Raw genomic sequence first — 24473 nt, 5'->3', positions numbered from 1 at the left:
GATCGCTGCATGGCACTGGAATGATTGACGCCGAAGGAACACCATGTTTTCCCATGATTGCTTTTCTCATGATTACCAAGGTATCTCGATGTTCAGACATGTCAACGTGGCAGTCATCCTTGCGCTGTTGCGCCCAATGGATCCCGATGCATGACTGCCGGGAGCGTCGACACATGCGCAGGAGAGGCTTTGGATCGATCCGTGGAGCCGCTGTGGTGTCGGCTGCAATGGCTGATGCCATGGCATTCATCCGTCGCCTGGGTGTTGCGTCTGACGACGCGGTCCGGCCCAGCAGCTCGGCGATCAGCCGCTCAAGGCCTCCAGCAGCGGCCCGATCTTCCAGCCCATCTCCTCGGCCTCGGAGGCGGGGTCGGAGTCGGCGACGATGCCGCCTCCCGCATGCACGCGCAGGCGACGGCCCCGGGCCATGACGCTGCGGATGAGGATGCTGCTGTCGAAGCCGCCGCGGGCATCCCAGTGGAACAGCGAGCCGCAGTAGGGCCCGCGCGGCACCGGCTCAAGGCCATGCAGGCGGGTGCAGGCGCGCAGCTTGGGAGCGCCGCTGATCGAGCCGCCCGGCCAGCAGGCGCGCAGCAGATCCACCAGATCGCGATCCGGCCTGAGCTGACCGGTGACCACCGAGGTGAGGTGATGCACCCGGGCGTAGCTCTCCAGGCCCACCAGCTGCGGCACCGTGATCGAGCCCGGCTCACACACCCGCCCCAGGTCGTTGCGCAGCAGGTCGACGATCATCACGTTCTCGGCCCGGTCCTTGGGATCGCAGACCAGATCGGCGGCGGCGGCGGCATCGCGCTCCGCCTCGGCGCTGCGCGGGCGGGTGCCCTTGATCGGCCGCGTCTCCACCAGGCCTCCGGGGCTGAGCTGCAGAAATCGCTCCGGTGAGGCGGAGATCACCGCGTCTCCCGCAGCCCCGCCCGAGCCGATCGCCACACCGGCGAAGGGCGCCGGGCAGGCACGGCTGAGGCGCTCCCACAGGGCCAGAGGATCGGGAGGGGCCTCCAGCCAGGTCTCGCAGCAGGCCGTGAGGTTGGCCTGGAACAGATCCCCCGCCGCGATGCGCTCCAGCAGCGCACCCACCTGGGCGGCGTAGGTATCGGAGCTGGTGTGCCACTGCCAGGCCTCGAGCGGAATCGGCGGCGGCGATGCGCGGGACACGGGCCGCGCGGCGGCCGCGCCGATCTCGTCCCGAAGCCGGGCGAATCCAGCCGCACCGCGGTCCTCGCCAAGGAGGCTCGCAGCCTTGCCCGGAGCGGCAGCAGCCCCATCCCGGCCGGCACCGGGCGGCATGACGCCAGCGGCGTTGACCGGAAAGGCAGCACCGCGTTCCGCCGCGGCGCCGGGCTCAGCCGCCTCGTGCGGCTCGCTGCCAGGGGCTGCGGGATCTCCGCGCCCGGGCACCGGCAGGGCCGCGATCACCGCCGCCAGCGCCTCCAGCCGCTGCGGATCGCGGCCCTCGAGCCAGCAGAGGCGATCGGCCCGATCGAAGTGGATCAGCGGATCGTGATGCACCGCCCAGAGGCTGGCCATCTCCGGATCGCGCCAGGGCACGCTCGGCTCCAGCCAGGCCGCTGCCTCGTAGGCCAGCCACCCCAGCCAGGGCCCGCCCCGCTCACCCATGGCGCGCAGGGCCTCGAACGGATCGGTGGCACCTGGATCCCCGGGCAGGCCGCGGCAGCAGACGGTCTCGAGTGGATCCACCCCCAGCACGGCCCGCTGCCCCAGGGGGCCGCCATCGCCGTCGAGCAGCACCAGGCCCTCGGCCCCGAAGCGCGCCGCCAACGCCCGGGCCAGGGCGGTGGGCTCCCACCAGGGCAGATCCCGCCGGATCAGAGCACTCACCAGGACGATCCCGTCTCCGCCCCGACACTCCCGGGGAGCCGGCCGCCGCGCTGGTCTCGTGGCGACGGCTGTTGCTGCTGCAACGGCTGTTGCTGCTGCGGCTGCTGGCATTCGCGCAGGGTCGACGGATCGGCCTGGCGGTCCAGATACAGCCCGGCCAGATCGGTGCGGCCCACGGCGATCAGCGCCGCGTCGCGGATGCGGCAGCTGTCGCAGACGCCGCAGGGCTGGTCGCCGCCGGCGTAGCAGCTCCAGGTGTGCTCCAGCGGCACGCCCAGGCGCAGGGCCTCCCGCACGATGTGGGGCTTGTCCCACTCCACCAGCGGCGCCCACAGCCGCACGCCGCGGCCCTCGCGGCCGGCCTTGGTGGCCAGATCGGCGAGGGTCTGAAAGGCATCGAGATAGTCAGGCCGGCAGTCGGGATAGCCGGAATAGTCGACGGCGTTGACGCCGAGCACCAGCCGCTGGGCGCCGGTGGCCTCGGCCAGGCTGAGGGCCAGGGCGATGAACACCGTGTTGCGGCCGGGCACATAGGTGCTGGGGATGACATCCGGGTGCACACCATCCACCGGCAGCGCCTGGCTGGCATCGGTGAGCGAGGAGCCGCCCCAGGCGGCCAGGTCCACCTGCAGCACCCGATGCTCCTGCAGCCCCAGGTGCTGGGCCACGGCGGCGGCGGCCTGCAGCTCGCGGCGATGGCGCTGCCCGTAATCGAACGACAGGCCGATCACCCGGTGACCGCTCTCGATCGCCAGGGCGGCGGCGGTGGCCGAATCCAGCCCGCCGGAGAGCAGGGCGATCGCCAGCGGCGCCTGCGAGCCGTGGGCGGCGGCGGGCAAGCCGGCGCCGGGCGGGGGAGTGGGGGCCGATTCGGGCATGCGCCCATTGTGAAAGCCGGAGAGGCGCCACCGGGTTCGCCCAGACCCGCCTGCCGACTCCGCCCTGATGCTCAGGGCGGTCGGCCCCGCACCCCAGCCAGCCGCTGGCCAGCGCCGGGAGCGCCGAGCAAGATGCAGACACGTCCCGCCCCGCTCGCGCGCACGCCATGCCTTCTCTCCTGCGCCCCCCTGCAGCTGCCCGCCGCCTGGCGCTGCCGCTGCTGCTCCTGGGGGCCGTGGCCAGCGCAGCCGCCCAGGCGATCCCGCGACTCGATCTCAAGCCCTATCCCCAGCCGGCGGCGGGAGAGACGCGCTGGGTGATCCAGCTGCCCGGCGTGCTGCCGCCCACCAGCGATGCGCGCCTCTCGCCCAACCCGGCCGACTGGCGCGTGGAGCTGATCGTCGGCAAGGAGATGACGGTGGACTGCAACGGCCCCAGGCTCAACGGCCGCATCCGCAGCGAGACGCTCAAGGGCTGGGGAACCAAGGTCTACCGGGTGAGTGAGGTGGGTCCTGGCCCCAGCACCCGCATGGCCTGCCCGCCGGACCGCGGCCCCCGCCAGGCGTTCGTGAGCATCGCCAGCAAGCCCTTCGTGGTGCCATACAACGTCAGCCTGCCGATCGTGGTCTACGCGCCCAAGGACGTGCAGGTGCGCTGGCGCCTCTGGAAGGCGGAGCGGCAGCAGCGCGACGCCCAGCGGCTGTGACCTGGTGATGGTGACGGTGTGAACCAGCCCCTCCCGGATGTGCGCTGGCGGCAGCGGTTCGCCAACTTCCGCAGGGCCCTGCAGCAGCTGGAATCCTTCGTTGATCCGCCGCCCCGCAACGAACGGGAACAGCAGGGCCTGATCAAGGCCTTCGAGTACTGCTACGAGCTGGGCTGGAACAGCCTCCGCGATCTGCTGCTCGATCGCGGCGCCACCGATCTGATCGGATCGCGCGACACGCTACGACAGGCGTTCCGCACTGGCCTCATCGAAGACGGAGAGGGCTGGATGCGGATGATCCAGGACCGCAATCTCACGAGTCATACGTACAACCGCAGCCAGGCCGAGGAGATCGCCGCGCGCATCGCAGCGCGCTACCTGCCCTGCTTTCAGGCGCTGCGCCTGCGGCTGATGGCGATGGAGGCCCAGGAGGAGTAGGAGGAGGCGCTGCCACAGAACCCCGACGAGCCTGGTGGTGGTGCGATCGACAGCACCCGTCAGGCGAATCCTGACGGGACAGGCTGACCCCATGGCGCTCCGCCACAGATCCGGAAAGACCGACATCGCCGTCTCGATCCACGGCACAGTTGACGCAGGCCAGCCAAGGCAGAACCGCTTGCCGTGATGGAAGTGATGCAGTGATGGAGTCGAGCGCCCCGTGTCCTGGCCACGAACGGGAAACCCGGTCGGCGGATCGCCGCCCATCCCGGAGCTCGGCTCCGCTGGAGGCCATTCCCGGCCTGCCGGCAGAGGCCTCCCGGCGGCTGCTGAAGGTGCTGGCGGCCGAGCCAGCGGTGCGGCAGGTGTGGCTCTACGGCTCAAGGGCCATGGGCCGCCAGCGCCACGGGTCCGACATCGACCTCACCCTCGTTGGCAAGGAGCTGACCGGGGAGAGTCTGCTGCGGCTGATGGAGAGCATCGACGACCTGTTGCTGCCCTGGAGCGTTGACCTGTCGCTGCACGCCCAGCTCGATGCCGAGGTGCGGACCCACGTGGAGCGCGTCGGGCGACGCCTGGTGCTGCCCGATCGCTGAAGCGCCCCCTCCCTCAGCGCACCCCCAGCCACTTGTGGCTCTGCAGGCTGAGGCGCCAGGCGGGGTGGCTTCGCACGAATTCGATCGCCAACTCCTGACCGCGGCGGCAGTTCCAGCCGGGCTGCAGCAGCAGGGCCGGACCCGCAGGAACTTGCATGGCCGAGACCCCAGCGGATTCGCAGCCATCTCCAGGGATTCCCCCGTCGATGGCAGAGGCGGAAGACATGGCCAACCGGGCCGCAACCGCCTCAGCCGCCATCGCCTCGGCGAACGCCAGGTCGGCGGGCTCGTGCACCACCACCTTGAGCTCATCGCAGGCGTCCAACAGCTCCGGGCTCGGCGGCCGGTGACGCTTGGGCGAGAGGGTGATCCAGGCGAAGCGGCCGCTCAGCTGCAGCGGGGCGGCGCCGCTGGTCTCCAGGTGCAGCGGCAGGCCCGTGGCGGCCGGATCCAGGGCCGCACACAGGGGCCCGAGATCGTGCTCCAGCGGCTCACCCCCGGTGACCACAGCGAAGGCGGCCCCGGCGGCAGCAGCGGCCCTGGCCTCACCGGTCAGCTCCGCCAGGCTGCGCTGGGGGTGGGCGTCCGCCGACCAGGAGTGTTTGGTGTCGCACCAGGGACAGCCCACGGCGCAGCCGCCCAGCCGCAGGAAGAAGGCGCTGCGGCCGGCATGCAGGCCCTCCCCCTGCAGCGAATGGAAGGTCTCCACCACCGGCAGCCTGAACCGGGCGTCTGGAGGCAAGGCCGCTGGGTCAATCATGTCTGGATCCTGTCGCTCAACCACCCTCACTGGCATCCACCGAGAGAAGAACCAGATCCAGTCCCGCCGCGAGGAACTGCCGAAAGTCACCATCGAGACTGATCATCCGCAGCGAGCCTCTGATCGCGAAGGCAGCCAGGTATGCGTCCATCCAACGCTTGGGTGCCGCCTCCTCCAGCGCCGCCAGGCTCCACCAAAGGTCCTCCAATCCGGGAGGCTCTTCGATCAGGTCGACCTGAGGCAAGGCCGCAAAGGCGGCGAGAGCACTCAAGGCATCCCGATTGGTGATGGGAGCCGACCGATACGCGTTGAAGATCGCCGGAGTGGAGACCAGCCGCAGAAAACTGTGCTGGGTGGCACGGCAGAACAGGGCAGGAGTGCCAGGTGTGGCGTCCAGCAGCACCTGCTGGGACCTGGCGTGGGCTGGATGGGCTGGGAATGCTGCAGCCAGCCAGACATTCACATCAAGCAGACAGGCCGGCACGGCAACGGTCCTCCTGCATCAGGCACTGCTGCTCCAGCTCCAGTGCCGCTGCCAGATCGATCGCGGGCAGGCCCGCCGGGGCCAGGCCCCGGAAGACGGGCAATCCCTTCGGATCCAGGCTGACCACGGCGCTGCTGATGGACGCACTGGGCGTGGGGCCACCGTGGAGGCCCAGACGAATGAACTCCGCGACCAGATCCTTGAGGCTGCATCCCTGCTGCAGCGCCCGCTGCTTGGCCTGGCGAACCAGGTGCTCAGGGAGGTCCAGGGTGGTCTTCATCACACCGGGAGCGAATCCGCGTCCAGCGTAATGGCAAGCCAGCAAGCTGGTTTCCTGGCTGCGCTGGCTGGGCCTCAGGCTTCTGCGGTCACCACCACCTTCAGTTCATCGCAGGCAGCCAGCAGCTCCCGGCTCGGCGGCCGGTGGCGCTTGGGCGAAAGGCTGATCCAGGCGAAGCGGCCGCTGAGCTGCAGGGGCGCCGCTCCGCTGGTCTCCAGGTGCAGCGGCAGGCCCGTGGCGGCCGGATCCAGCGCCGCACACAGGGGCCCGAGATCGTGCTCGAGCGGTTCGCCGCCGGTGACCACGGCGAAGGCAGCCCCGGCGGCGGCAGCGGCCGCCACCTGGGCCGCCAGATCGCTCAGAGAGCGGCGCGGGTGGACCTCCAGCTCCCAGGAGGGCTTGGTGTCGCACCAGGGGCAGCCGACAGAGCAGCCCGCCAGGCGGATAAAGAAGGCGCTGCGGCCCGCATGCAGGCCCTCGCCCTGCAGCGAGTGGAAGGTCTCCACCACGGGCAGGGTGGCGGCGGCAGAACGATCAGCAGCAGCGATGTAACTCACGGTCATGGCCTGATCCTGGCCTGCGCTCGCTGCCGGTTGGCTGCCGGGCAATTCATACACAGCCTCCCTCACCGGGGTTAGGGCAGACAAGGCCGATGGGAACATCCTCCGCACTTTCTCCGCAACCACGAACCTGGGTTTCCGGGCAGAGGGGCAGGCCAGAAAGGCCTGAATGACCCAGGAAACAGGCAAAGCAACCGAATGAGACTCATGTCGCCGGAATGATGGCGACCCCGTCAAGGAGGTTGTCCAGGCCTCCCGACTCATCAGGCCGCTGACAGCAAGCCACAGCGATCGAACACCGCCAAGACTTCATGATGGGCGATCATCATTTCGGTCATTGGAGCTGTACAGATCAGCGGGAGGGTTGGCTTTGGCGCGATGGCGGCCCCGGTACTGAGTGGGTCCCCCAGAACGAGGACTCTCGCGATGCAGCGCTGCAGACAGTGATGTCCAGGCATGCGAGCAATAGCGAAGCACTTGCTGAAAAATGGATCCTTGCCGCAGTCGTTTCTGTAGTTGTGCCCATCGGTGCTGCTGTTAGCGGCGGCGTTGCAGCTTGTCCCGTTGGCGCTGGTGGCGACGTTTCTCAGCTTCGCGCTTGCGGATGGCAGCCTTCAAGGCCCGATCTCGAAACAGCTTCCGCAGCCTGCTGGATCCCGCCTCCAGCAGGCTGCGTTCCGTCTCGCTGTTGAAACGCAGGGCCGCCAACACCACGCTGATCAGCAACGCTGTGAGCACGACGCGCGCCATCTGGCGCCAGGGTGCCAGGAAAGTGCCCGGCGAGAGTGGTCTGACCTGGTTCTGGAGCTGCTGGAACGATTGCTCCAACGAGCTACGCAGCCGCTGCTTGAGTTCCGCCAGGGGAAGGGCGCGATCAGCGGGGGTGAGGGGGGGACCCTGGAGCGCGCGCAGCCCAGCCTCCAGACTGGCGACATCGGGGGCACGCTCGATCAGTTGCTGCGCCTCACCCCGGGTCCGCGCCATGGCCGCGACCTGACGCTTCTGCTGTTGATCCAGCTGCCAGAATTGTCTGCTGGTGGCGTGAATCTCCAACGGGATCAGCAGCAGATAGCCGATCAGCGCCGGCAGGAGCAGGGCGACGATGCGGGAGCGGAGGGCCTCAAGCCGGCGATCGGAAGGACCGAGCAGAGCCGCCGCGTGAATCAGGCCGACCGCCAGCACCACCAATGGGCTGTTGTCCACCAGCCGGCTGGTGGCTAGCCGCTGCCAGGTGGGGTTCATCAGCGCTGGCGGCAGGATCGGGACCAGACTCCAGATCACGAAAAGACCCAGCAGGCCCAGGCCAGCCTGAGCGAGCGGCAAGGCCGGCAGGCGGGGCAATGGCCCGGCGGAGCCGGGCGGCGAGGAGGGAGGCATGGCCCTGGAGGCGTCGTTGGCCATCAATAAGGATTGGGCGGGCGGGAGCAAGGAAGCTGATCGCGTGGCGCTGACTCCAGATCCGCACCGTCTCCAGCTGCTGCAGGCGCGCACGGGGCTCGCGCCTGCAGCAGCTGGCTGGCCATGGGGAGCCAAACCGAGGACGCCACAGACAGCCAGACAAGTCGAGGATGGATGATATACCCTGATCAGCCTTGTGCACGACCATCAAAGACTCTTATAGCCGCAACCGCTCCTCCGACATTTCCATTATGATACACTAACTGTTGAATAATTTTGACCGCCCCTCTCAACGATATTCCATCCTAGCAGCAGTTAGCAAGGATGCACTAATGATCAATTAGCCATGCATTGTTAACTTACAGCCTGCCGAGTTCAATTATTGAAACCCCCATGACTCTCAGCTTCCGCTCTAGACTTGCTATACATTTCGCCGCATGTGCAGCGATTGGCAGCGGCGCAGCAGGCCAGCCGCCCGCCCAGGCTGCCGTGGTGTATTACGAGCCAAATTATATTATTCCAAATACCACCGCTGGCCTGTATATCAATGTAGAAACTCAGGTCACCGGATCGAGCCAGGCGGATGTTCCCGGCTTTGATATTAATCCCTACGGTTCGGGGGGTTTGCAATTCTTCAACGCTGCAGGCGCTGGAATATTCCGACTTCCCAGTGCGCTCACTCCCAGCAATGTGCCATTGGGTACCCTAATTGATCCAAGTGGTGTTTATGGCTTTGGGACTGCTTCGACGTCTGTAGCCGTTGGAGCCTGGAATCTGAACGCCACCAACTATTTTGGCTTCAGGTTTGTAGCGGCGGATGGTGGTACCAAGTATGCCTGGGGAGCATTCTCGATTGGCAACGCCCTCAATGGCGCCGATCGCACGATCACCGCGCTCGCCTACGAAGATTCCGGTGCTGGGATCAGTGTTGGTGACACAGGATCTGCTCCTGCCCCAGTCCCTGGTCCACTTCCCGTACTCGGAGGGGCAGCTGCCTTTGGGTGGAGTCGCCGCCTGAGGCGTCGGCAGCACGCATCCGCTGCCAGCACGTCCCTCTCCACCCCCTGCCGCTCCTGAGCCCGCGGCTTCTCATTCTCGGCTGGGACGGCGCCGATTGGGATTGTCTCGATCCGCTCCTTGAGCGTGGTGCCCTTCCCCATTTGGCCGCCCTGCTTGCCCGCAGCAGTCGTGCGGCGCTGGCCAGCTTCGAGCCGCGGCTCTCGCCGCTGCTCTGGACTAGCGCCGTGACCGGTGTCACGGCGGACCGCCACGGCGTGCTCCATTTTGTGGAGCCCGATGAGGCTGGCGTGCGGCTGGTGGCCTCCACCACCCGCCGCTGCCGCGCCCTCTGGAACCTGCTCCACCACGCAGGACGACGCGTAAAGGTGATCAACTGGTATGCCTCCCACCCCGCCGAACCGGTGCAAGGCGTGGTGGTGAGCAATCAGTTCGTGCAGGCGAGCGAGCCGCCGCCGGAGGCTGTGCATCCGCCCGAACAGCTGGAGCTCCTGCAACCGCTGCGGGTGGCACCCGAGGCCCTGTCCGACAGCTCCCTCAGAAACTTGCTGCCGGCTCTGGATGAGCTGCACCCGGGCGAGGAGCAGCAATTCGCGGCGGTGCTGCGGCGCCAGCTGGCCCGCTCCCGCACCGTGCAGCAGCTGGCCCTGGCCCTGGCAGAGCCGCCCGACTGGGACTGCCTGCTGGTGTTCCAGGAGTTCTTCGATGTGGCCGGCCACCAGTTCATGGCCTACGCACCCCCGCGCTTGCCCCACATCAGCGAGCGGCAGCACCACCTTTTTGGCGGGGTGATCGAAGCGGTGCTGCGCGAACACGACCGCCAGCTCGGTGAGCTGCTCGCCGTCTGCGGCGACGACACCACCGTGATGCTGCTCTCCGACCATGGCTTCCATGGCGGCATCGCCCGACCGGCCCTCACCGGCCTGGCGATGGGAGACGATCGCGCCGAGCAGGAAGCCAGCTGGCATCGGCCGCTTGGGGTTCTGGCGATGGCCGGGCCGGGCGTGCGCGCCGGCATCAGCGCCCAGGCCCCCACCCTCTTCGACATCACCCCCACCGCCCTGGCCGTGCTGGGCCTGCCCCGCGGCGCCGACATGGATGGCCGTGTGCTCAGCGAATGGCTGATCGAGCCGCCGCCCCCAGCGATTCCTTCCTGGGAATCGCTGCCCGGTGATGCCGGCCTCCATCCGAGCGAGCGCCGCCTCGATCCCTTCGAAGCCCACGAAGGCATCCGCCAGTTGGTGGAACTCGGCTATCTGGCCGCCCTGCCAGCCGGCACCGAAGCGCGCGTGGCCTTCGCGCAACGGGAAAGCCGCTACAACCTGGCTGTGGTTTATGCCCGCAGCAGCCGGCCCGAACAGGCCATCCCTGTGCTCGAAGAGCTGGTGACCGCCGAGGGGCGCAACCAGCGCTACCGGCTGCTGCTGGGGGATTGCCTGCTGCGCACGGGGCAAGGCGCAGCAGCGGAAGCCCTGGCCCGCGCCGGCCTTGAGCGTCAGCCGATGGCCGCCGAGCTGCGGCTGCTGCTGGCAGCCGCCCTGGTGGCGCAGCAGTGTGCCAGCCAAGCCACCGAGCAGTTGGCGCTGGTGAGGCCTGTCGGCACCGCCCAGATGCTGGCGGTGGCGGAGCTGGAACGGCAGCTCGGCAACGCCAGCACCGCCGAAGCCCTCTATCGCCGCGTGCTGGCCAGCGCCGCTGACCAGCAGGCCGTCGCCGCCCACCTGGGCCTGGCCCGGCTGGCCCTGGCCCGCGGTGATGCCGAAGCCGCCGCCGAGTCTTGCCTCGATGCCCACGCCATCCATCTCTGGGTGCCGGAGGCACATCAGCTGCTCGCGGAGGCGTTGCAGGCGCTCGGACTCAGAGAAGAGGCCATCCGCAGCCTGGCGCTTGCTGATCAGCTGCGCGGCTCAGTCCCGGCTCCACCACTGCCGCGATCCGCGCCACCCGATCGGCCGTTGCTTCCTCCCCCAGCCAATCCAGCAGGCGGCGGGCGCTGGCCTGCGGCGCGTTGAGCACCGTTCCATGCGGCAGGCGCAACACCCGCTCGCCCGGCAGCGCCGCCAACCAGCGATCCATCGTCTGCAGCTGGGCCTCGAACACCATCGCCAGTCGGTCGCTGCTGAGGGCGGTGCCAGAGCGGCCCAACAGTGTCAGCAGCCGCTGCTGGGAGGCCAACACCGCCGCCAGCGGCCGGTCCATCACCAGCACCCGGTAGGAATACCGGGGTGGCAGGGCCGGCAGCAGCTGGTGGATCACCTTCACCGCCTTGCCCTCCACCTCCTCCAGCCAGGCGGAGTGGCCAGGCAGCTGTTTGACCACCTCGGCTTCGTAGTAGCCGCGAGGATTCGCCCTATCGGCGCGCCGAACCCCATCGGTATACGGCGGAATGCCCGCCGCCTCCAGCAGCTGCATCGCCAGGCTGGTACCCGAGCGGGGCAGGCCGGTCACCACGGTGATCATCGCGTTGCTCAGAGCTCGTAGGGATGCAGCACATCCCCGAGTTGGATGGGAAAATCGCGGCGGTTGCGGGTCGCCAGGGTGAGGGTTCCGCAGCGGGCGGTGGCGAGGATGATGGCGTCCGGCACCTTCAGGCCGTGCCGCTGGCGCAGCCGCACCGTTTCAGCGGCGATGGCGTCATCGAGCGGAAGACGCGGGAAGGTCTCCAGCCAGGCCTCCACCGTGCTGCTCTCCCCTGCGCGGCAGCCCACCAGCACCTCGATCCAGGTGATCACGCTGATGCGTGGCTGCCGCTGTTGCTCAAGCCAGGCCAGGGCCACGGCTTCACCGCGCAGCACATCGATGAGGATGTTGGTGTCGAGCAACAGCATCAGCGTTCGCTCCACTCCTCCCGCAGCGCCTGCTGCAGCTCCAGGCTCCCTGCCGGCCGGTCGCGCCACAGGCCGAACACGGCATGGTGGCTTGGTGTCTGCTGCCGCAACCAAAGCCGCAGGGCCTGGCGCAACGCCTCCGCCCGCGACACCCCTCGCTGCCGACAGAGCGCGTCCAGCTGGGCGCGTTCCGCATCGGGCAGATCCACGATCGTGCGCACAGCGGCCGCGTCATCACGTGGCGTCATCATAGACGGGACGTCCCGCGCCAGCAGCGGGCCAGAGCCAGAAGCGCAGGCAGGACGCGATTGAGGCGCAGCAGATCCCCCTCGGCCAGCTGGCTGATGCACGGGCCGAGGCACCCCTTGGGCACGGTGGTGAGCCTGCAATCAGGCACACCGTCACCGAGTCGCGGGGATGACGCCGGCCCGATCGCCGCCCCCGTTCAGACCTGCAGCGGCACCTCGTCACCGAGGTCCCGGGCCGACCGGTCCTGCGCTCCACCGCCCCGGCGCTGCTGCGCCGCCGCGATCAGGCCGCGGAACAGCGGATGCGGCTTTCCGGGGCGCGACAGGAATTCGGGGTGGTACTGGCAGGCCGTGAAATAGGGATGGTCAACCCGTTCGATCAGCTCCACCAGGCGCCCGTCGGGCGAGGTGCCGCTGATGCGGTAGCCCGCCTCCAGGAAGGCGTTGCGATAGGCGTTGTTGAACTCGTAGCGGTGGCGGTGCCGCTCGTAGACCACCTCCTCGCCATACAGCCCCAACGCCAGGCTGCCTGTCGCCAGTCGGCAGGGATAGACGCCCAGCCGCATCGTGCCGCCCAGGTCGACCACGTCCTGCTGCTCCGGCAGCAGGTGGATCACCGGATGGGGCGTGGCCGGATCCAGCTCGGCGCTGGTGGCCCCCTCGAGCCCCGCCAGGTTGCGGGCCCACTCGATCACGGCGCACTGCATGCCCAGGCAGAGCCCCAGGAACGGCACCCGCTGCTCGCGCGCCCAGCGGATCGCCGCCACCTTGCCGTCGACGCCGCGGTTGCCGAAGCCGCCCGGCACCACCACGGCATCCATCCCCTGCAGCAACGCGCCGGCACCCCGTTCCTCGATCTGCTCGGCGCAGATCCAGTGCAGATCCAGGGAGGCATCGCAGTCGAGGCAGGCATGGCGCAGGGCCTCCACCACCGAGAGGTAGGCGTCGTTGAGCTGCACGTACTTGCCCACCAGCGCCACCTTCACCGCCGGGCCGGGGCTGCGCAGCTTGCGCACCAGTTCGGCCCAGCGGGCCATGTCGCTGTCGTGATCGGGAAGATCGAGCACCTCGAGCACCTGCCTGCAGAGGCCCTCCTGCTCCATCGCCAGCGGCACCGCATAGATGCTGTCGGCATCGAGGGCCTGGATCACCGCCTCGGAACGCACGCCGCAGAAGCCGCCGATCTTGCGCTTGAGCTCGGCGTTGATCTCCCGATCGCTGCGGCAGACCAGCACATCGGGCTGGATGCCGATGGAGCGCAGCTCCTTGACCGAATGCTGGGTGGGCTTGGTCTTGAGTTCGCCGGAGGTGCCGATATAGGGCAGGAGCGTCACATGCACGTAGGCCATGTCGTGGCGGCCCACGTCGCCGCGGAACTCGCGGATCGCCTCCAGGAAGGGCAGGGATTCGATATCACCGACGGTGCCGCCGATCTCGCCGATCACCACATCGGCGCCGGAGTTGGCGGCCACCCGGTGGATGCGCTCACGGATCTCGCCGGTGATGTGGGGGATCACCTGCACGGTGCCGCCGTTGTAGTCGCCGCGGCGCTCCTTGTTGATCACCGCCTGGTAGATCGAGCCGGTGGTCACGCTGTTGAGCCGCGACATGGCGGTGTCGGTGAAGCGCTCGTAGTGGCCCAGATCGAGATCGGTCTCAGCACCGTCCTCGGTGACGAACACCTCGCCGTGCTGGAACGGGCTCATCGTGCCCGGATCAACATTGAGATACGGGTCGAGCTTGAGGATCGAGACGCTGTAGCCGCGGCTCTTGAGCAGCCTGCCCAGGCTCGCCGCCACGATCCCCTTGCCGATGCTCGACACCACGCCGCCGGTGACGAACACGAACTTGGTGCTGTGCGTCCGGGCCCGGGGGGCCGCAGAGGCGGTCGGGGCGGAGCTGGACATCGGATGCAGGCAGTGCCTTCACCCTACCGATGGCCCTGAAACCGCACCGTGGCGGGGGCAGCCGTCAGCGCCTTGGACTGGACATCGAACCGGGCCACGGCAGCGCCGCCGCAGCCCCCCCCTCGGAACGATCCGCGCTCGCCTCAGCCCTCCAGCAGGCTGCGCAGCATCCAGGCGGTCTTCTCGTGGATCTGCAGACGCTGGGTGAGCAGGTCGGCGGAGGGCTGGTCGTTCGCCTCCTCCAGCAGCGGGAACAGAGCACGGGCGGTGCGGGCGACGGCCTCATGGCCGACCACCAGCTCCTGCACCATCTCCAGGGCGGAGGGGCTGCCCTGAGATTCGGGAATCGTGGCCAGCTCGGCGAAGCGGGCGCCGCCGAAGGGGGCGGGATGGCCGAGGGCGCGGATGCGTTCCGCGATCACATCGAGGGCGTTCCAGAGCTCCACGTACTGCTCCATGAACATCAGGTGCAGCGTGTTGAACATCGGCCCCGTGACGTTCCAGTGGAAGCCGTGGGTCTTGCCGTAGAGCACGTAGCTGTCGGCCAGCAGGCCGCCGAGGCCTTCGGCGATGCGGCGGCGATGGTCCTCGCTGATGCCGATGTCGAGCGGAGGGGCGGTGACGGCCATGGTTGGAAGCGGGCAGGGGAGGGATCAACAGGGGGGGCAGTCCCGGGCATCCGTGACCCAGGCAGGGCTCCCCGCACCAGTCTGGCGATGGCCCGCGTGGCAGGCACATCAGGCATCGCCTTCGCCGCGAAGACCGTGCGACCGGGCGAAGACCGTGCGACCGGATCAGGGGCACGGGCCATGGGGGACGGCAGCCGCTGCCCCTGCGGCGTCTGAGCCGACCTAGGTTGGGCTGCCCTGCTCCGCAGTTGATCGTGATGGCCACCGGCGATGCGCCTCCCGCCACCCACCCCAACCGCATGGGTGACGCCCGCCGCCAGGCGCTCGTGGAGTCGTTGCGCCGCCGCTACCGCAGCACCCTGGAGCACAGCGACGCCCGGGCCCGCCAGGCGCTGTTCAAGGAGGCGGTCTATCTGGGGATCCAGCCTGAGGAATTCGCCGCAGGCGGCTGATCTTGGCTGCCAGGCCTCTGCTGCTGTTCAGCCTCTGGGGGTTCGACAGTGATCTCACCGACGCCATCGCCACCGCCCGCCGCAACGGCTTCGATGGGCTGGAGGCGAATCTGCATCATCCAGCCCTGCAGGGCCTGCCGCCAGCCTCCATCGCCGACCGCCTGGAGGCCGCAGGCCAGGCACTGGTGCTGGAGCTGCTCACCGGCGGCGACTACGTGCCCGGCCTGGAGGTGACGCCCGAGCAGCACCTGCGCGAGCTGGAGGAGCAACTGGTGCGGGCGCCCTGCCTGGCGCCGCTGCGCGTGACCGTGCTCACCGGGAGCGACAGCTGGCCCTGGCCCCTGCAGCAGGCGTTCTGGCGGCAAGCCCTGGAGCTCGCGGCCGCCGCCCCGCTGCCGGTGAGCTTCGAGACACACCGCTCACGCAGCCTGTACAGCCCCTGGCAGATCGGCGCCTACCTCGAGGCGTTTCCCCAGCTGCGCCTCACCGCCGATCTCAGCCACTGGTGTGCCGTGGCCGAACGGCTGATGACGCCGGACCTCGGGCCGGTGCAGGCCATGGCTTCCCACGTGGATCACATCCATGCACGGGTGGGGCATGCCCAGGGCCCCTCGGTGGGCCATCCCTTCGCGCCGGAGTGGGCGCCGGCCCTTGAGGCCCACCACCGCTGCTGGCAGCTGTTCGCCCAGGAGCGCTCCGCAGCGAGCCAGGGGCCATTCACGATCACCCCGGAATTCGGTCCCGACGGCTACCTGCCGCAGCTGCCCTTCACACGACAGCCGGTGGCTGATCTGCTGGCGATCAATGGGGCGATGGCGGCCTGGCTGCGGCGGCAGAGCTGGTGATCGCCGGCTCCATCCAGGCCCGATAGAGCGCCTGCCACTGCAGGATGCGCCGCTCAAGCCTGTGGGCGGGCCCCGGCACCAGCCCGCTCCGGTAGCCGCGCTGGGCGGATTCCACCAGGCGCCGGTCCTCCTCCAGGAAGCGCTGCAGCTCGGCCATCCAGGCCGTCGCCGCCACGGCGTCGCCCTCCGGCCCGAGCAGCCACACCGCCATCGTGCAGCGCTGCGGGTCCAGGGCTTCAGGGAGGAACTGAATCAGTGCCAGCCGCCGGTCGGGCCAGAGCAGCAGATGGGTCCAGGGCAGCAGCCCAAAGGTGAGGAAGGTGCCGCCGTCAGCGTGGGGGGTGCTGAGCAGGTTGGCGTGTTCGCTCAGCCCATGCCGGTAGTCGCGCACCGGCCCCTGCTCGCGGTGCAGGGTGGTGGGGTGGGCGATCGCCACGTGGTAGTCGTCGAGCGTGTTGTCGTGGGCGGTCTTCCAGTTGCAGGCCAGCGGTGTCAGCTGCCGGGCGAGCAGCTGCCGCGGCGCCTCGAACAGCGGCCCCGCCTCCGCCAGCACCAGATCGAGCTGCTGCTCCAGGGGCAGGGGATCCGGGCCCGTTGCCACCCAGATCAGAGGGCCCAGCTGGCGGCAGAGCAGCCGCTCGAGCGGCCAGGCGCGCCGATCGAAGGGAGCGCAGAACTCCGACTCCCGCGCTGCCGCCAGCAGCTCCCCCGCCAGGCTGTAGCTCCAGCCGTGATAAGGGCACACCAGCCGCAGGCAACCACTGCGAGCCGCTCCCGGCTCCAGCAGCGCCACGCCGCGATGGAGACAACGGTTGAAAAAAGCCCGGGGCTCGCCGCCGCCCGGGCGGGTGAGCAGCAGCGGCATCCCCAGCAGCTCCACGGCCAGGGCCCCATCCGGTGGCAGCTCCGCCGCTGCCGCCACCGGATGCCAGCAGCGGCTGGCGTAGCGCTGCCGTTCCTGCGCGGCGATGGCGGCGCAGTGGTAGAGCCGGCTGGGCAGAAAATCCATCGCAGGGGCCATGCCGGCCTCAGGCGCTCAGGGCCGGTTCCAGGCATCGCAGCCCCCGGGCCAGCTCTTCGCGAAGCTCAAGGAACGGCGGCGTCAGCCGCAGATGGGCCATGTCGCTGCGATCGAGGTCAACATCCACCGTGCGCACGATCCGGCCCGGGGAGGGAGCCAGGATGTGCACCCGGCCGGCCAGCAGCAGCGCCTCCTCAAGATCGTGGGTGATCAGCAGGGCCGTCAGGCCGGTCTGCTTCCAGAGCTGGTGCAGAAACTCCTGCATCGATTCGCGGATCTGGATGTCGAGAGCGCCGAAGGGCTCATCCAGCAGCAGCACCTTCGGTTCGGCTGCCAGGGCGCGGGCGATGGCCACCCGCTGCTGCATGCCGCCCGAGAGCTCGCGCGGCAGCCGGCGGGCGGAATCCGCCAGACCCACCACCTCCAGGAAATAGCTGGTGCGCTCGCGGATCTCGTCGCGGCCGCGCCCCTGCAGCTCCATGCCGAAGGCCACGTTCTGAGCCGCCGTGAGCCACGGATAGAGGCTGTACTTCTGGAAAACCATGCCCCGATCGGAGCCGGGGCCCTGCACCGGGGCACCATCGATCGTGATCACCCCGGCGCTGGGACGATCCAGCCCGGCGATCAGGCGCATCAACGTCGATTTCCCTGACCCGGAGCTGCCCACCAGGGCAAGAAATTCACCGGAGTGCAGATCGAAACTGATGCGATCGAGGACCAGCTTCGCGCCCGCACCGGTGCCGAAGCGCTTGCTGACATGGTCAACCTGAAGATCCATGGCGTGGCTGGGATGGCGTGACTGGGAGATGGCGTGGGGTCGTCAGTTGGCCCAGGCGCAGCTGCGCCGCATCAGGAAACGGAAGCCCAGATCGATCGCCAGACCGATCAGGCCGATCACAATTAATCCCACGAAGATCTCATCGGTGCGCAGGAAGCGCTGGGCCAGGCTGATGCGCTTGCCCAGCCCTTCGCTGGCTGCCACGAGCTCGGCCACGATCACCAGGTTCCAGGCGGAGGCCATGTTGATGCGGTAGGTATCGAGCACCTGCGGCGCGATGAAAGGAGCCACGACGCTGGTGAGGATCGGCAGACCACGGCCGCCGAGGGTGCGGGCGGTCTCGATCAGCTCGTGGGGGACGAACTTGACGGCGTCCATGATCATCAGCGTGTTGAAGAACACGGTGCCGATGAAGATCAGCAGCACCTTCGGCAGCTCGCCAAGGCCGAAGTAGATGATCAGCAGCGGGATGAAGGCGGGCGCCGGCATGTAGCGGATCAGGCCCATCAGGGGCTCCAGCAGCCGGCAGATCACCACACTGCTGCCCATGGCGATGCCCAGTGGCAGGGCCACCACGGCGGAGAGGGCGAAGCCACCGAACACGCGACCGACGCTGGCGCTGAAGTCGCGCCATAGCAGGCCCTGCTCCGCCTGCGTCCGGCCTGCTGACCAGACGGCCGCCGGACTGGGCAAAAACAGCTTGTCCACCAGGCCGGTGGCGGTGATGGCGCTCCAGAGAAGAAGCACCGCCACCACACCGGCGGCGCCGAGCAGCCATGGATGGTGTCGCCACGACCGATCAGCCATCACTTCACCGCGTCAACGAACTGCGGCTGCAGCAGACCCTCCAGCGGTGGAGCGGTCTTGGCCAGACCCACCTCCTGCAGGAACGTGCCGATCTCCCGGGCGGCGAACGGCAGCGACTGCATCGTGCTGCCCGGCTTGAAGGCCTGCCTGTTCTCCTCCAGGGTCAGGATCGTCGTGCCGGCGTCATAGGCCTTGTAGTCCTCCTCGCTGACCCCGGCACGCTGGGCCATGATCGCCAGGCTCGGCCCGGGCTCCGCCTTGATCGTGCGCAGGGTGTCGAACCAGGCATTCACCAGCTTCTGAACCGCCTCGGGGTTGCTGGCGACGAACTCCTTGCGGCACACCAGATGGTCGCTGATGGCACCCGGGAAGTCCTTGGAGCTGAACAGGGTGGTGCTGCCAGGACGCTTGAGGGACTGGGTGGTGAACGGCGCGAACACTCCCACCGCATCCACCTTGCCGGCGGCGAAGGCGGCGGCGGCGGCACCGGTTTCCAGCGGCACGAAGGTGATGTCCTTGGCGCTCAGGCCGGCCTTCTTCATGCCGAGCAGCAGCAGGTAGTGATCCACCGTTCCCTCTTCGGCGGCTACCTTCTTGCCCTTGAGATCCGCCACGGTCTTGATGCCGGGCGCCGCGATGATCTGATCGTTGCCGGTGGAGTAGTCGTTGGTGAGCACCACCTGCAGTTCCGCACCGCCGGCAACCGAGCTGATCGTGTCGCCGAGGGTCTGGCTGTTGCAGTCGAGCTGGCCGGCGTTGAGGGCATTGATCGAATCCAGGTAACCGTCAAACCACTGCAGGCTCACCGGCACACCGGCCTTGGTGAACAGGCCCCTCTCTTCGGTCACCTTGAGGGGAATCCAACCGGGCCAGGCGCTGTAGCCGACGCGCACAGGCGCCTGAGTGCTGGGCTTGGTGCAGGCCGCGAGGCCGGCGCTGACGAAGCCGCAGGCCAGCAGGGTGCTCAGCAGACGGCGGCGGCGAGACGAACGGTGGGTCATGACGGATGTGAGGGGTGAGGGTGTGGGGAGGACGCTCGGTGAGGGGTGGATCCGATCGGACGGTGCCGGTGGGATGCAGGCCCCCCGCAGGGGCCCGAAGCTCAGAACAGCTCGAGGTAGCGATCCGTCTCCCAGGCGGAGACGGCGCCGTGGTAGCTGCTCCACTCATCGCGCTTGAAGGCGATGTAGGCATCAGCCATGGCATCGCCGAACACCCGCCGGGAGAGCGGATCAGCGGCGAAGGCCTCGATCGCTTCGCCGAGGGTGCGCGGTAGGGCGTGCAGGCCGCGGGCGCTGCACTCCTCCGGGCTGAGGCGGTAGGCGTTCACCAGGTTGGGATCGCCGGGATCGAGCCCTTCCCGTATGCCTTCCAGACCGGCGGCCAGCAACATCGCTGCCGCCAGGTAGGGGTTGCAGGCGCTGTCGGCGGCGCGGCATTCCACGCGGCTGCCGGCACCGGGAATGCGCAGCATGTTGGTGCGGTTGTTGTTGCCGAAGCAGATGAACACCGGCGCCCAGGTGAAGCCGCTCATGCTTCCCTGCACCACCAGCCGCTTGTAGCTGTTGACCGTGGGGGCGATCACGGCGCAGATCGCGGGGGCATGGCGCAGGATGCCAGCGATGAACTGACGGCCCAGCTCACTCACCCAGCCCGGCTGACCGTCGTCGGGGGTGAACAGATTTTCGCCGCTGCCCAGATCCGCCAGCGACATGTTGAAGTGAGCGCCGCTGCCGGTGCGATCGGCGAACGGCTTGGGCATGAAGCTGGCGATCAGACCATGGCGGCGGGCGATCTCCCGCGCCATTAACCGGAAGAAGGTGACCCGGTCGGCCGTCACCAAGGCCTCGGCATAGCCGAAATCGGTCTCGAACTGACCGTTGCCATCCTCGTGATCAAAGGAATAGACGCCCCAGCCCAGGGCGTTCATCGCCTGCACCAGCTCGTCGAGCCAGCCCAGGTTGTCGAGCAGACCGCGCAGGTCGTAGCAGGGTTTGTCGAGCCGATCGGAAGCACTGGCCGGCTGCAGCCCACCGTCGGCAGCGCGGCGCAACACGAAGAACTCGGTTTCAACGCCGAGGTTGAAGCGCAGGCCCATGGCCGCCGCCTGCTCAGTCGCGCGACGGAGAATGGTGCGGCTGCAGGCCTCGAAGGGGCGACCCGCCAGCTGCAGATCACTGGCGAACCACACCGTGTCTGGCCGCCAGGGCAGCACCATGGCCGAAGCGGGATCCGGCACCGCGGCCACCTCGTCGTCGCTGACGTCCTGGGGAACGCCATCGAGGGCGGCGCCGGTGAACAGCTCCGAACCCGTGAGCATCGCGCCGAGATGGTCGAGCGGCACGGCCTTGGCCTTGCAGACGCCGTGCAGGTCGACGAAACTCGCCAGAGCATAGCGCACGCCCCGAGCGTGAAGGTCGGCCCCGGGGCCGCTCAGGGTGGTTGGGCCACTCATACGCTCACCAGGGCCGGCTGGCCCCCAGGGGCGGTGCGGGCGAGTTGCTCGCGCACCTGCTGACGCACCCAGCCGTGCCAGGCCTCAAGCCCCTCACCACTGCAGGCCGACACGCGCAGGACCGTGCAGCGGGGGTTCACCTGACGGATGTGGGCCTCGATCCTCTCGATCTCGACCGGCAGATGTGGCAGCAGGTCGGTCTTGGTGATCAGCACACAGTCCGCCTCGCGGAACATCACCGGGTACTTGAGCGGCTTGTCGTCGCCCTCGGTGACGCTGAGCAGGGCCACCTTGCGATGTTCACCCACAGCGAACTCCGCCGGGCAGACGAGATTGCCCACGTTCTCCACCCACAGCAGATCGAGGGAGGCCGGATCGAGGCGCTGGCGCAGCGACTTGAGGCCACCGCTCACCATCGATGCATCGAGGTGACAGGCCCGCCCGGTGGTGATCGCCACCACCGGGACCCCCACCGCCTCCAGGCGCTCGGCATCGAGCTGGGTGGTCATGTCGCCCTCCAGCACCGCCATCGAGAGATCGACGGAGAGAGCGGTGAGCGTCTGCTCGAGCAGGGAGGTCTTGCCGGCGCCGGGGCTGCTCATCACGTTCAGGCAGAGCAGCCGCCAGGCATCGAAATGCTCGCGGTTGTGCTCGGCCTGGTGGTCATTGGCGGCCAGCAGGTTCAGGCCGAGCGTGTCTTGCAGGGGCATGTGCATGGTCAGATCTCCACGGACTGAGGGGTGAGGCGGGGTTCGCTGAGGCTGTAATCCACGCTGCGGATCTTCAACTCACGGCCGCTGACGATCTCCTCCATCGGGTGATCGCAGCAGGGTGAGCGATAGCCATGGTCGACCCGGGGGGCATAGGTGCTGTTGCAGCACAGACAGCGACCCACGAGCGGGATCGATTCGATGGACAGCTCGGACCCATCAAGCCAGCTGCCCTTCACGGCGGCGCGCCAGGTGAACACCAGCTGATCGGGCTCCACGCAGGTGAACGTGCCCACCTGCAGATGCACCCGTTGAACGGAAGGTTGCCTGGGTGCGTGTTGCTGGCTCCACTCCTGCATCGAGAGCAGCAGGCACCTGGTCATGTCGACTTCATGCATCGCTCATCTCCACTTCTGATCGACGTTCATGTTGCAGACGTCGCTGATCCAATCCGGCTTGCCCTTGCGCGGCAGCTGACCACTCACCACCAGGTGGGCCATGGTGTCGCAGATGACGCGGGTGGCCATCAGGGAGGTCATGTCGCTGATGTCGTAGGGCGGTGAAACCTCCACAATCTCCAGACCGCAGACCGGCACGTTGCGCACGATCAGCTCCAGCAGTTTCAGGGCCTCGCGCGGCAGCAGGCCACCGGGCTCTGGCCAGCCGGTGCCCGGAACGAAGCCGGCGTCGATGCAGTCGATGTCGAAGGAGATGTAGACGCAGTCGGTGCCATCGGTGGCACGCTCGATCGCGAACTGGGCTGCCGCCTCCAGCCCCATGTCGCAGATATCCGTGACGGTGAGCACATTGGTACCGCGTTCGCGGCAGATCTTCACGCCCTCGCGCGGCACCTGCCAACCACCGATACCCAGCTGCACCAGATTCTTTGCTGGGGCATTGGCCATGTTCGTGGCGTGGAACCACGGGCAGGTGTGCATGCGCTCGTCGAGGTCGATCTCCTGGGTGTCGACATGACGATCGAAATGGATGATGCCGACCTTCTTGTCGCCCAGGTGGCGACAGACACCACGCACCGTGGGGAAGCCGATCGAGTGGTCGCCCCCGAGGATGATCGGGAAGGCACCGCTGGCGAAGATGTGGGCGATGCCCTTGGAGATCTGATCGAAACTCTTCTCGTTGTTGGCCGGAATCGTGAAGATGTCGCCGACATCGCAGAGCGTGATCTGCTCGCGCAGATCCACACCCATCTCGTAGTTGTAGGGGGTGTAAAGTGCCGAGATGCGGCGGATGCCCTGGGGACCGAAGCGGGTGCCGGGGCGATAGGTGGTGCCGGAATCATGCGGCACGCCCACGATCGCCACGTCGAACTCGCCCACACGATTCACATCCTCGATGTAGGGCGCCTTCATAAAGGTGTTGATGCCCGCGAAGTGGGGCAGCTCACCGCGGGAGAAGGTGGAGATGCGGCGATCGACGATGCTGGCGGCGGCTTCCAGGCCGTAGCGATGGGCCTGATCCACCTCCTGTTGCCAGCCGGTGAGCGGCAGCGCCCGCTCCTTCTCCAGGGCCCGCATGCCCTCGCTGGGATGCAGCCGCTCGAAGGGACCCGAGGCGCCGGAGTCGTTGGTCATGAAACGGGGGATGAGGAGTGGCTGCGGTCTCCCGGGCTTTTGTCCCTCCGTGCTCCGGCATGGGCCGGTGGAGCTCTCTTGGACCAGTCGCCCCCTGAGGGGCCGGAACCCTAGAACTCCTGTTCCGCCCAGCGAGTGTGGAGGAGAGCACAGGTCAGGACTGTGGCGGTGGTTACGGACTGAGCCATCGGGCCCGACGGCGTGAAGATCAGCGCTGGTAATCGGGGTCTACGGGAGCGGCCAGAAGGGCAACACCTGTGTCGATGCACTGTGTCGATGCAAGGGACGGGAAGGAAGTGGGGCCAGCGAGGACGCGCACGCCTGGGTGGGCCGGAGTTCGCACCAGTGACAACCGACACAGTTCCTTCCCGCGCTCCACGATTCACCAGCCCTGCCCTGAGGGCGCAAGGATGCAGCCATGCAGCCATGCCCCCAGGCCCCATCGACGCCTGGCAACGGCTCCGCAATGACATCACCGAGCACCTGCGGATGAGGAGAACTACCAACCGCTGATGCGCATGGAGCTGCTGGTCTATAGATTGTCCAGGCAATGGCCTGCCCCGCAACAGCCCGCGACATCGCCCGCAGGAGCCCGGGGGAGCACGTCAGCCAGATCGACGACTACAACGGAGCGCGTCAAGCGGATGGTGGGCCGGGTGCTCAATGGCAACGGCATTACGGAGCTGCTGCAGGGCTGCTACCGGCTGATCGGCTCCGTAGCCGTCAGGCTTCTGCGTAGAAGTGGAGTTGAGCGACAGCGAGCGCGATGAGCTACTGCAACTGTGTCGCCTGCGGTTGGATGCCTTCCGGGCCCAGCGCGGCGAGGAGGTGTTTGCGCACCGCAGCCGCCATCGCAGCCCGATCAGCGGCTCGATCAAGTACCGGGTGCTCACACGGGCCCGGGGCCGTTGCGAGTGCTGTGGAGCCAGGGCTGTTGCTCAGCAAACCCCGCACCAGCGGGCCCTGGAGCTGGACCACATCATCCCCAACAATCAGGGCGGCTCGGATGCCATCAGCAACCTGCAGGCGCTCTGCTTCCGCTGCAATGCCGGCAAGCGCGACACGGTTGTAGGCCAACGCAAACAGCCGAACCGATTTCCGCGGGATCCAGGAGAGCTACCGCCAACGGCAGGATGGCTGTATCGCCTTCGCGCTGGAGGGAGGCGGAAGGGTGCTGCTGGAGAACGCATGGGTAGCTGTGCATCGCCCCCTTAAGGCACGGG

General features: G+C 68.1%; 25 protein-coding genes, 3 pseudogenes and 1 riboswitch. Of the genes and pseudogenes, 8 read left to right on the top strand and 20 right to left on the bottom strand.

What is annotated here, in order from left to right:
• Nucleotides 1-303 precede the first annotated feature (303 nt).
• A complete protein-coding gene (locus H8F25_RS09610; protein ID WP_231596739.1) occupies nt 304-1860 on the bottom strand; it encodes an anthranilate synthase component I family protein in 1557 nt (518 codons plus the stop codon).
• A 158-nt stretch (nt 1861-2018) separates the two neighbouring features.
• A pseudogene (gene queC / locus H8F25_RS09605) lies at nt 2019-2738 on the bottom strand (7-cyano-7-deazaguanine synthase QueC); the annotation flags it as partial.
• 167 nt (nt 2739-2905) lie between these two features.
• Here queC and H8F25_RS09600 point away from each other — a divergent pair.
• The 3 genes from H8F25_RS09600 to H8F25_RS09590 all read left to right on the top strand — a co-directional run bounded on the left by H8F25_RS09600 (nt 2906) and on the right by H8F25_RS09590 (nt 4479).
• The gene (locus H8F25_RS09600; protein WP_197210227.1) at nt 2906-3445 is read left to right on the top strand and encodes an ecotin family protein; all 540 of its coding nucleotides are present in this window, start codon (nt 2906-2908) and stop codon (nt 3443-3445) included.
• Nucleotides 3446-3463: 18 nt separating this feature from the next.
• Nucleotides 3464-3883 carry a nucleotidyltransferase substrate binding protein gene (locus H8F25_RS09595; protein ID WP_197210226.1) on the top strand — a complete coding sequence of 140 codons (420 nt, stop codon included), beginning with the start codon at nt 3464-3466 and terminating at the stop codon, nt 3881-3883.
• A gap of 203 nt (nt 3884-4086) precedes the next feature.
• Nucleotides 4087-4479, top strand: coding sequence for a nucleotidyltransferase family protein (locus H8F25_RS09590; RefSeq protein ID WP_197210225.1), 393 nt, complete (start codon nt 4087-4089; stop codon nt 4477-4479).
• 13 nt (nt 4480-4492) lie between these two features.
• On the opposite strand, the gene H8F25_RS09585 is transcribed toward H8F25_RS09590, so the two are convergent.
• From H8F25_RS09585 to H8F25_RS09565, 5 genes and pseudogenes are all read right to left on the bottom strand, one after another.
• Nucleotides 4493-5239 (bottom strand): radical SAM protein, encoded by a 747-nt coding sequence (locus H8F25_RS09585; protein WP_197210224.1) that lies wholly within the window; start codon nt 5237-5239, stop codon nt 4493-4495.
• Between the two features lie 16 nt (nt 5240-5255).
• On the bottom strand, nt 5256-5723 hold the full coding sequence (locus H8F25_RS09580) for a TA system VapC family ribonuclease toxin (RefSeq protein WP_197210223.1): 468 nt from the start codon (nt 5721-5723) through the stop codon (nt 5256-5258).
• The gene (locus tag H8F25_RS09575; RefSeq protein ID WP_197210222.1) at nt 5704-6003 is read right to left on the bottom strand and encodes a hypothetical protein; all 300 of its coding nucleotides are present in this window, start codon (nt 6001-6003) and stop codon (nt 5704-5706) included. The genes H8F25_RS09580 and H8F25_RS09575 overlap by 20 nt, the downstream gene beginning before the upstream one ends.
• Before the next feature lie 89 nt (nt 6004-6092).
• Nucleotides 6093-6566 (bottom strand): annotated as a pseudogene (locus H8F25_RS09570) (7-carboxy-7-deazaguanine synthase QueE); the annotation flags it as partial.
• A gap of 534 nt (nt 6567-7100) precedes the next feature.
• Nucleotides 7101-7940: a hypothetical protein gene (locus H8F25_RS09565; RefSeq protein ID WP_231596738.1), complete on the bottom strand. Its 840-nt coding sequence runs from the start codon at nt 7938-7940 to the stop codon at nt 7101-7103.
• Nucleotides 7941-8354: 414 nt separating this feature from the next.
• Between H8F25_RS09565 and H8F25_RS09560 the strand changes: the two genes are divergently transcribed.
• Complete coding sequence (locus H8F25_RS09560; protein ID WP_197210219.1) at nt 8355-9038, top strand: hypothetical protein; 684 nt, start codon at nt 8355-8357, stop codon at nt 9036-9038.
• A pseudogene (locus tag H8F25_RS09555) lies at nt 8963-10708 on the top strand (alkaline phosphatase family protein); the annotation flags it as partial. The gene H8F25_RS09560 and the pseudogene H8F25_RS09555, both read left to right, overlap by 76 nt.
• 127 nt (nt 10709-10835) lie before the next feature.
• Here H8F25_RS09555 and H8F25_RS17710 read toward each other — a convergent pair.
• From H8F25_RS17710 to H8F25_RS09535, 5 genes are all read right to left on the bottom strand, one after another.
• Entirely contained in the window at nt 10836-11438 is a 603-nt protein-coding gene (locus tag H8F25_RS17710) for a sulfotransferase (RefSeq protein ID WP_231596737.1), read from the bottom strand.
• An 8-nt stretch (nt 11439-11446) separates the two neighbouring features.
• A complete protein-coding gene (locus tag H8F25_RS09550; RefSeq protein ID WP_231596736.1) occupies nt 11447-11806 on the bottom strand; it encodes a type II toxin-antitoxin system VapC family toxin in 360 nt (119 codons plus the stop codon).
• Entirely contained in the window at nt 11806-12054 is a 249-nt protein-coding gene (locus H8F25_RS09545) for a CopG family transcriptional regulator (RefSeq protein WP_231596735.1), read from the bottom strand. The genes H8F25_RS09550 and H8F25_RS09545 overlap by 1 nt, the downstream gene beginning before the upstream one ends.
• Before the next feature lie 197 nt (nt 12055-12251).
• The gene (locus H8F25_RS09540) at nt 12252-13961 is read right to left on the bottom strand and encodes a CTP synthase (RefSeq protein WP_231596734.1); all 1710 of its coding nucleotides are present in this window, start codon (nt 13959-13961) and stop codon (nt 12252-12254) included.
• 143 nt (nt 13962-14104) lie between these two features.
• A complete protein-coding gene (locus H8F25_RS09535) occupies nt 14105-14590 on the bottom strand; it encodes a Dps family protein (RefSeq protein WP_197210217.1) in 486 nt (161 codons plus the stop codon).
• Between the two features lie 257 nt (nt 14591-14847).
• On the opposite strand from H8F25_RS09535, the gene H8F25_RS09530 reads away from it, so the two are divergent.
• Both H8F25_RS09530 and H8F25_RS09525 read left to right on the top strand, forming a co-directional pair.
• On the top strand, nt 14848-15042 hold the full coding sequence (locus tag H8F25_RS09530; protein WP_231596733.1) for a hypothetical protein: 195 nt from the start codon (nt 14848-14850) through the stop codon (nt 15040-15042).
• 2 nt (nt 15043-15044) lie between these two features.
• Nucleotides 15045-15887 (top strand): sugar phosphate isomerase/epimerase, encoded by an 843-nt coding sequence (locus H8F25_RS09525; protein ID WP_231596732.1) that lies wholly within the window; start codon nt 15045-15047, stop codon nt 15885-15887.
• Here the strand turns inward: H8F25_RS09525 and H8F25_RS09520 are convergent.
• From H8F25_RS09520 to speB, 8 genes are all read right to left on the bottom strand, one after another.
• The gene (locus tag H8F25_RS09520; protein ID WP_231596731.1) at nt 15844-16908 is read right to left on the bottom strand and encodes an aromatic ring-hydroxylating dioxygenase subunit alpha; all 1065 of its coding nucleotides are present in this window, start codon (nt 16906-16908) and stop codon (nt 15844-15846) included. The genes H8F25_RS09525 and H8F25_RS09520 overlap by 44 nt on opposite strands.
• A 7-nt stretch (nt 16909-16915) precedes the next feature.
• The gene (locus H8F25_RS09515; protein ID WP_197210216.1) at nt 16916-17686 is read right to left on the bottom strand and encodes an ABC transporter ATP-binding protein; all 771 of its coding nucleotides are present in this window, start codon (nt 17684-17686) and stop codon (nt 16916-16918) included.
• 42 nt (nt 17687-17728) lie between these two features.
• Nucleotides 17729-18493: an ABC transporter permease gene (locus H8F25_RS09510; RefSeq protein WP_197210215.1), complete on the bottom strand. Its 765-nt coding sequence runs from the start codon at nt 18491-18493 to the stop codon at nt 17729-17731.
• Nucleotides 18493-19494: an ABC transporter substrate-binding protein gene (locus H8F25_RS09505; RefSeq protein WP_197210214.1), complete on the bottom strand. Its 1002-nt coding sequence runs from the start codon at nt 19492-19494 to the stop codon at nt 18493-18495. The genes H8F25_RS09510 and H8F25_RS09505 overlap by 1 nt, the downstream gene beginning before the upstream one ends.
• Before the next feature lie 101 nt (nt 19495-19595).
• Nucleotides 19596-20948: a type III glutamate--ammonia ligase gene (gene glnT / locus H8F25_RS09500; protein WP_197210213.1), complete on the bottom strand. Its 1353-nt coding sequence runs from the start codon at nt 20946-20948 to the stop codon at nt 19596-19598.
• Entirely contained in the window at nt 20945-21664 is a 720-nt protein-coding gene (hypB, locus tag H8F25_RS09495; RefSeq protein WP_197210212.1) for a hydrogenase nickel incorporation protein HypB, read from the bottom strand. The genes glnT and hypB overlap by 4 nt, the downstream gene beginning before the upstream one ends.
• A 2-nt stretch (nt 21665-21666) precedes the next feature.
• On the bottom strand, nt 21667-22056 hold the full coding sequence (locus tag H8F25_RS09490) for a hydrogenase maturation nickel metallochaperone HypA (RefSeq protein ID WP_197210211.1): 390 nt from the start codon (nt 22054-22056) through the stop codon (nt 21667-21669).
• Between the two features lie 3 nt (nt 22057-22059).
• Entirely contained in the window at nt 22060-23250 is a 1191-nt protein-coding gene (gene speB / locus H8F25_RS09485; RefSeq protein ID WP_197210210.1) for an agmatinase, read from the bottom strand.
• A 26-nt stretch (nt 23251-23276) separates the two neighbouring features.
• Nucleotides 23277-23375, bottom strand: a riboswitch (guanidine-I (ykkC/yxkD leader).
• Between the two features lie 616 nt (nt 23376-23991).
• Between speB and H8F25_RS18150 the strand changes: the two genes are divergently transcribed.
• Entirely contained in the window at nt 23992-24465 is a 474-nt protein-coding gene (locus tag H8F25_RS18150) for an HNH endonuclease (protein WP_370525711.1), read from the top strand.
• Nucleotides 24466-24473 lie beyond the last annotated feature (8 nt).

Origin of the sequence: Synechococcus sp. CBW1004, assembly GCF_015840715.1 — a bacterium.
In the GTDB taxonomy this organism is placed as follows: Bacteria; Cyanobacteriota; Cyanobacteriia; order PCC-6307; family Cyanobiaceae; genus Cyanobium.
This window is presented reverse-complemented; position numbering and strand designations above follow the sequence as displayed.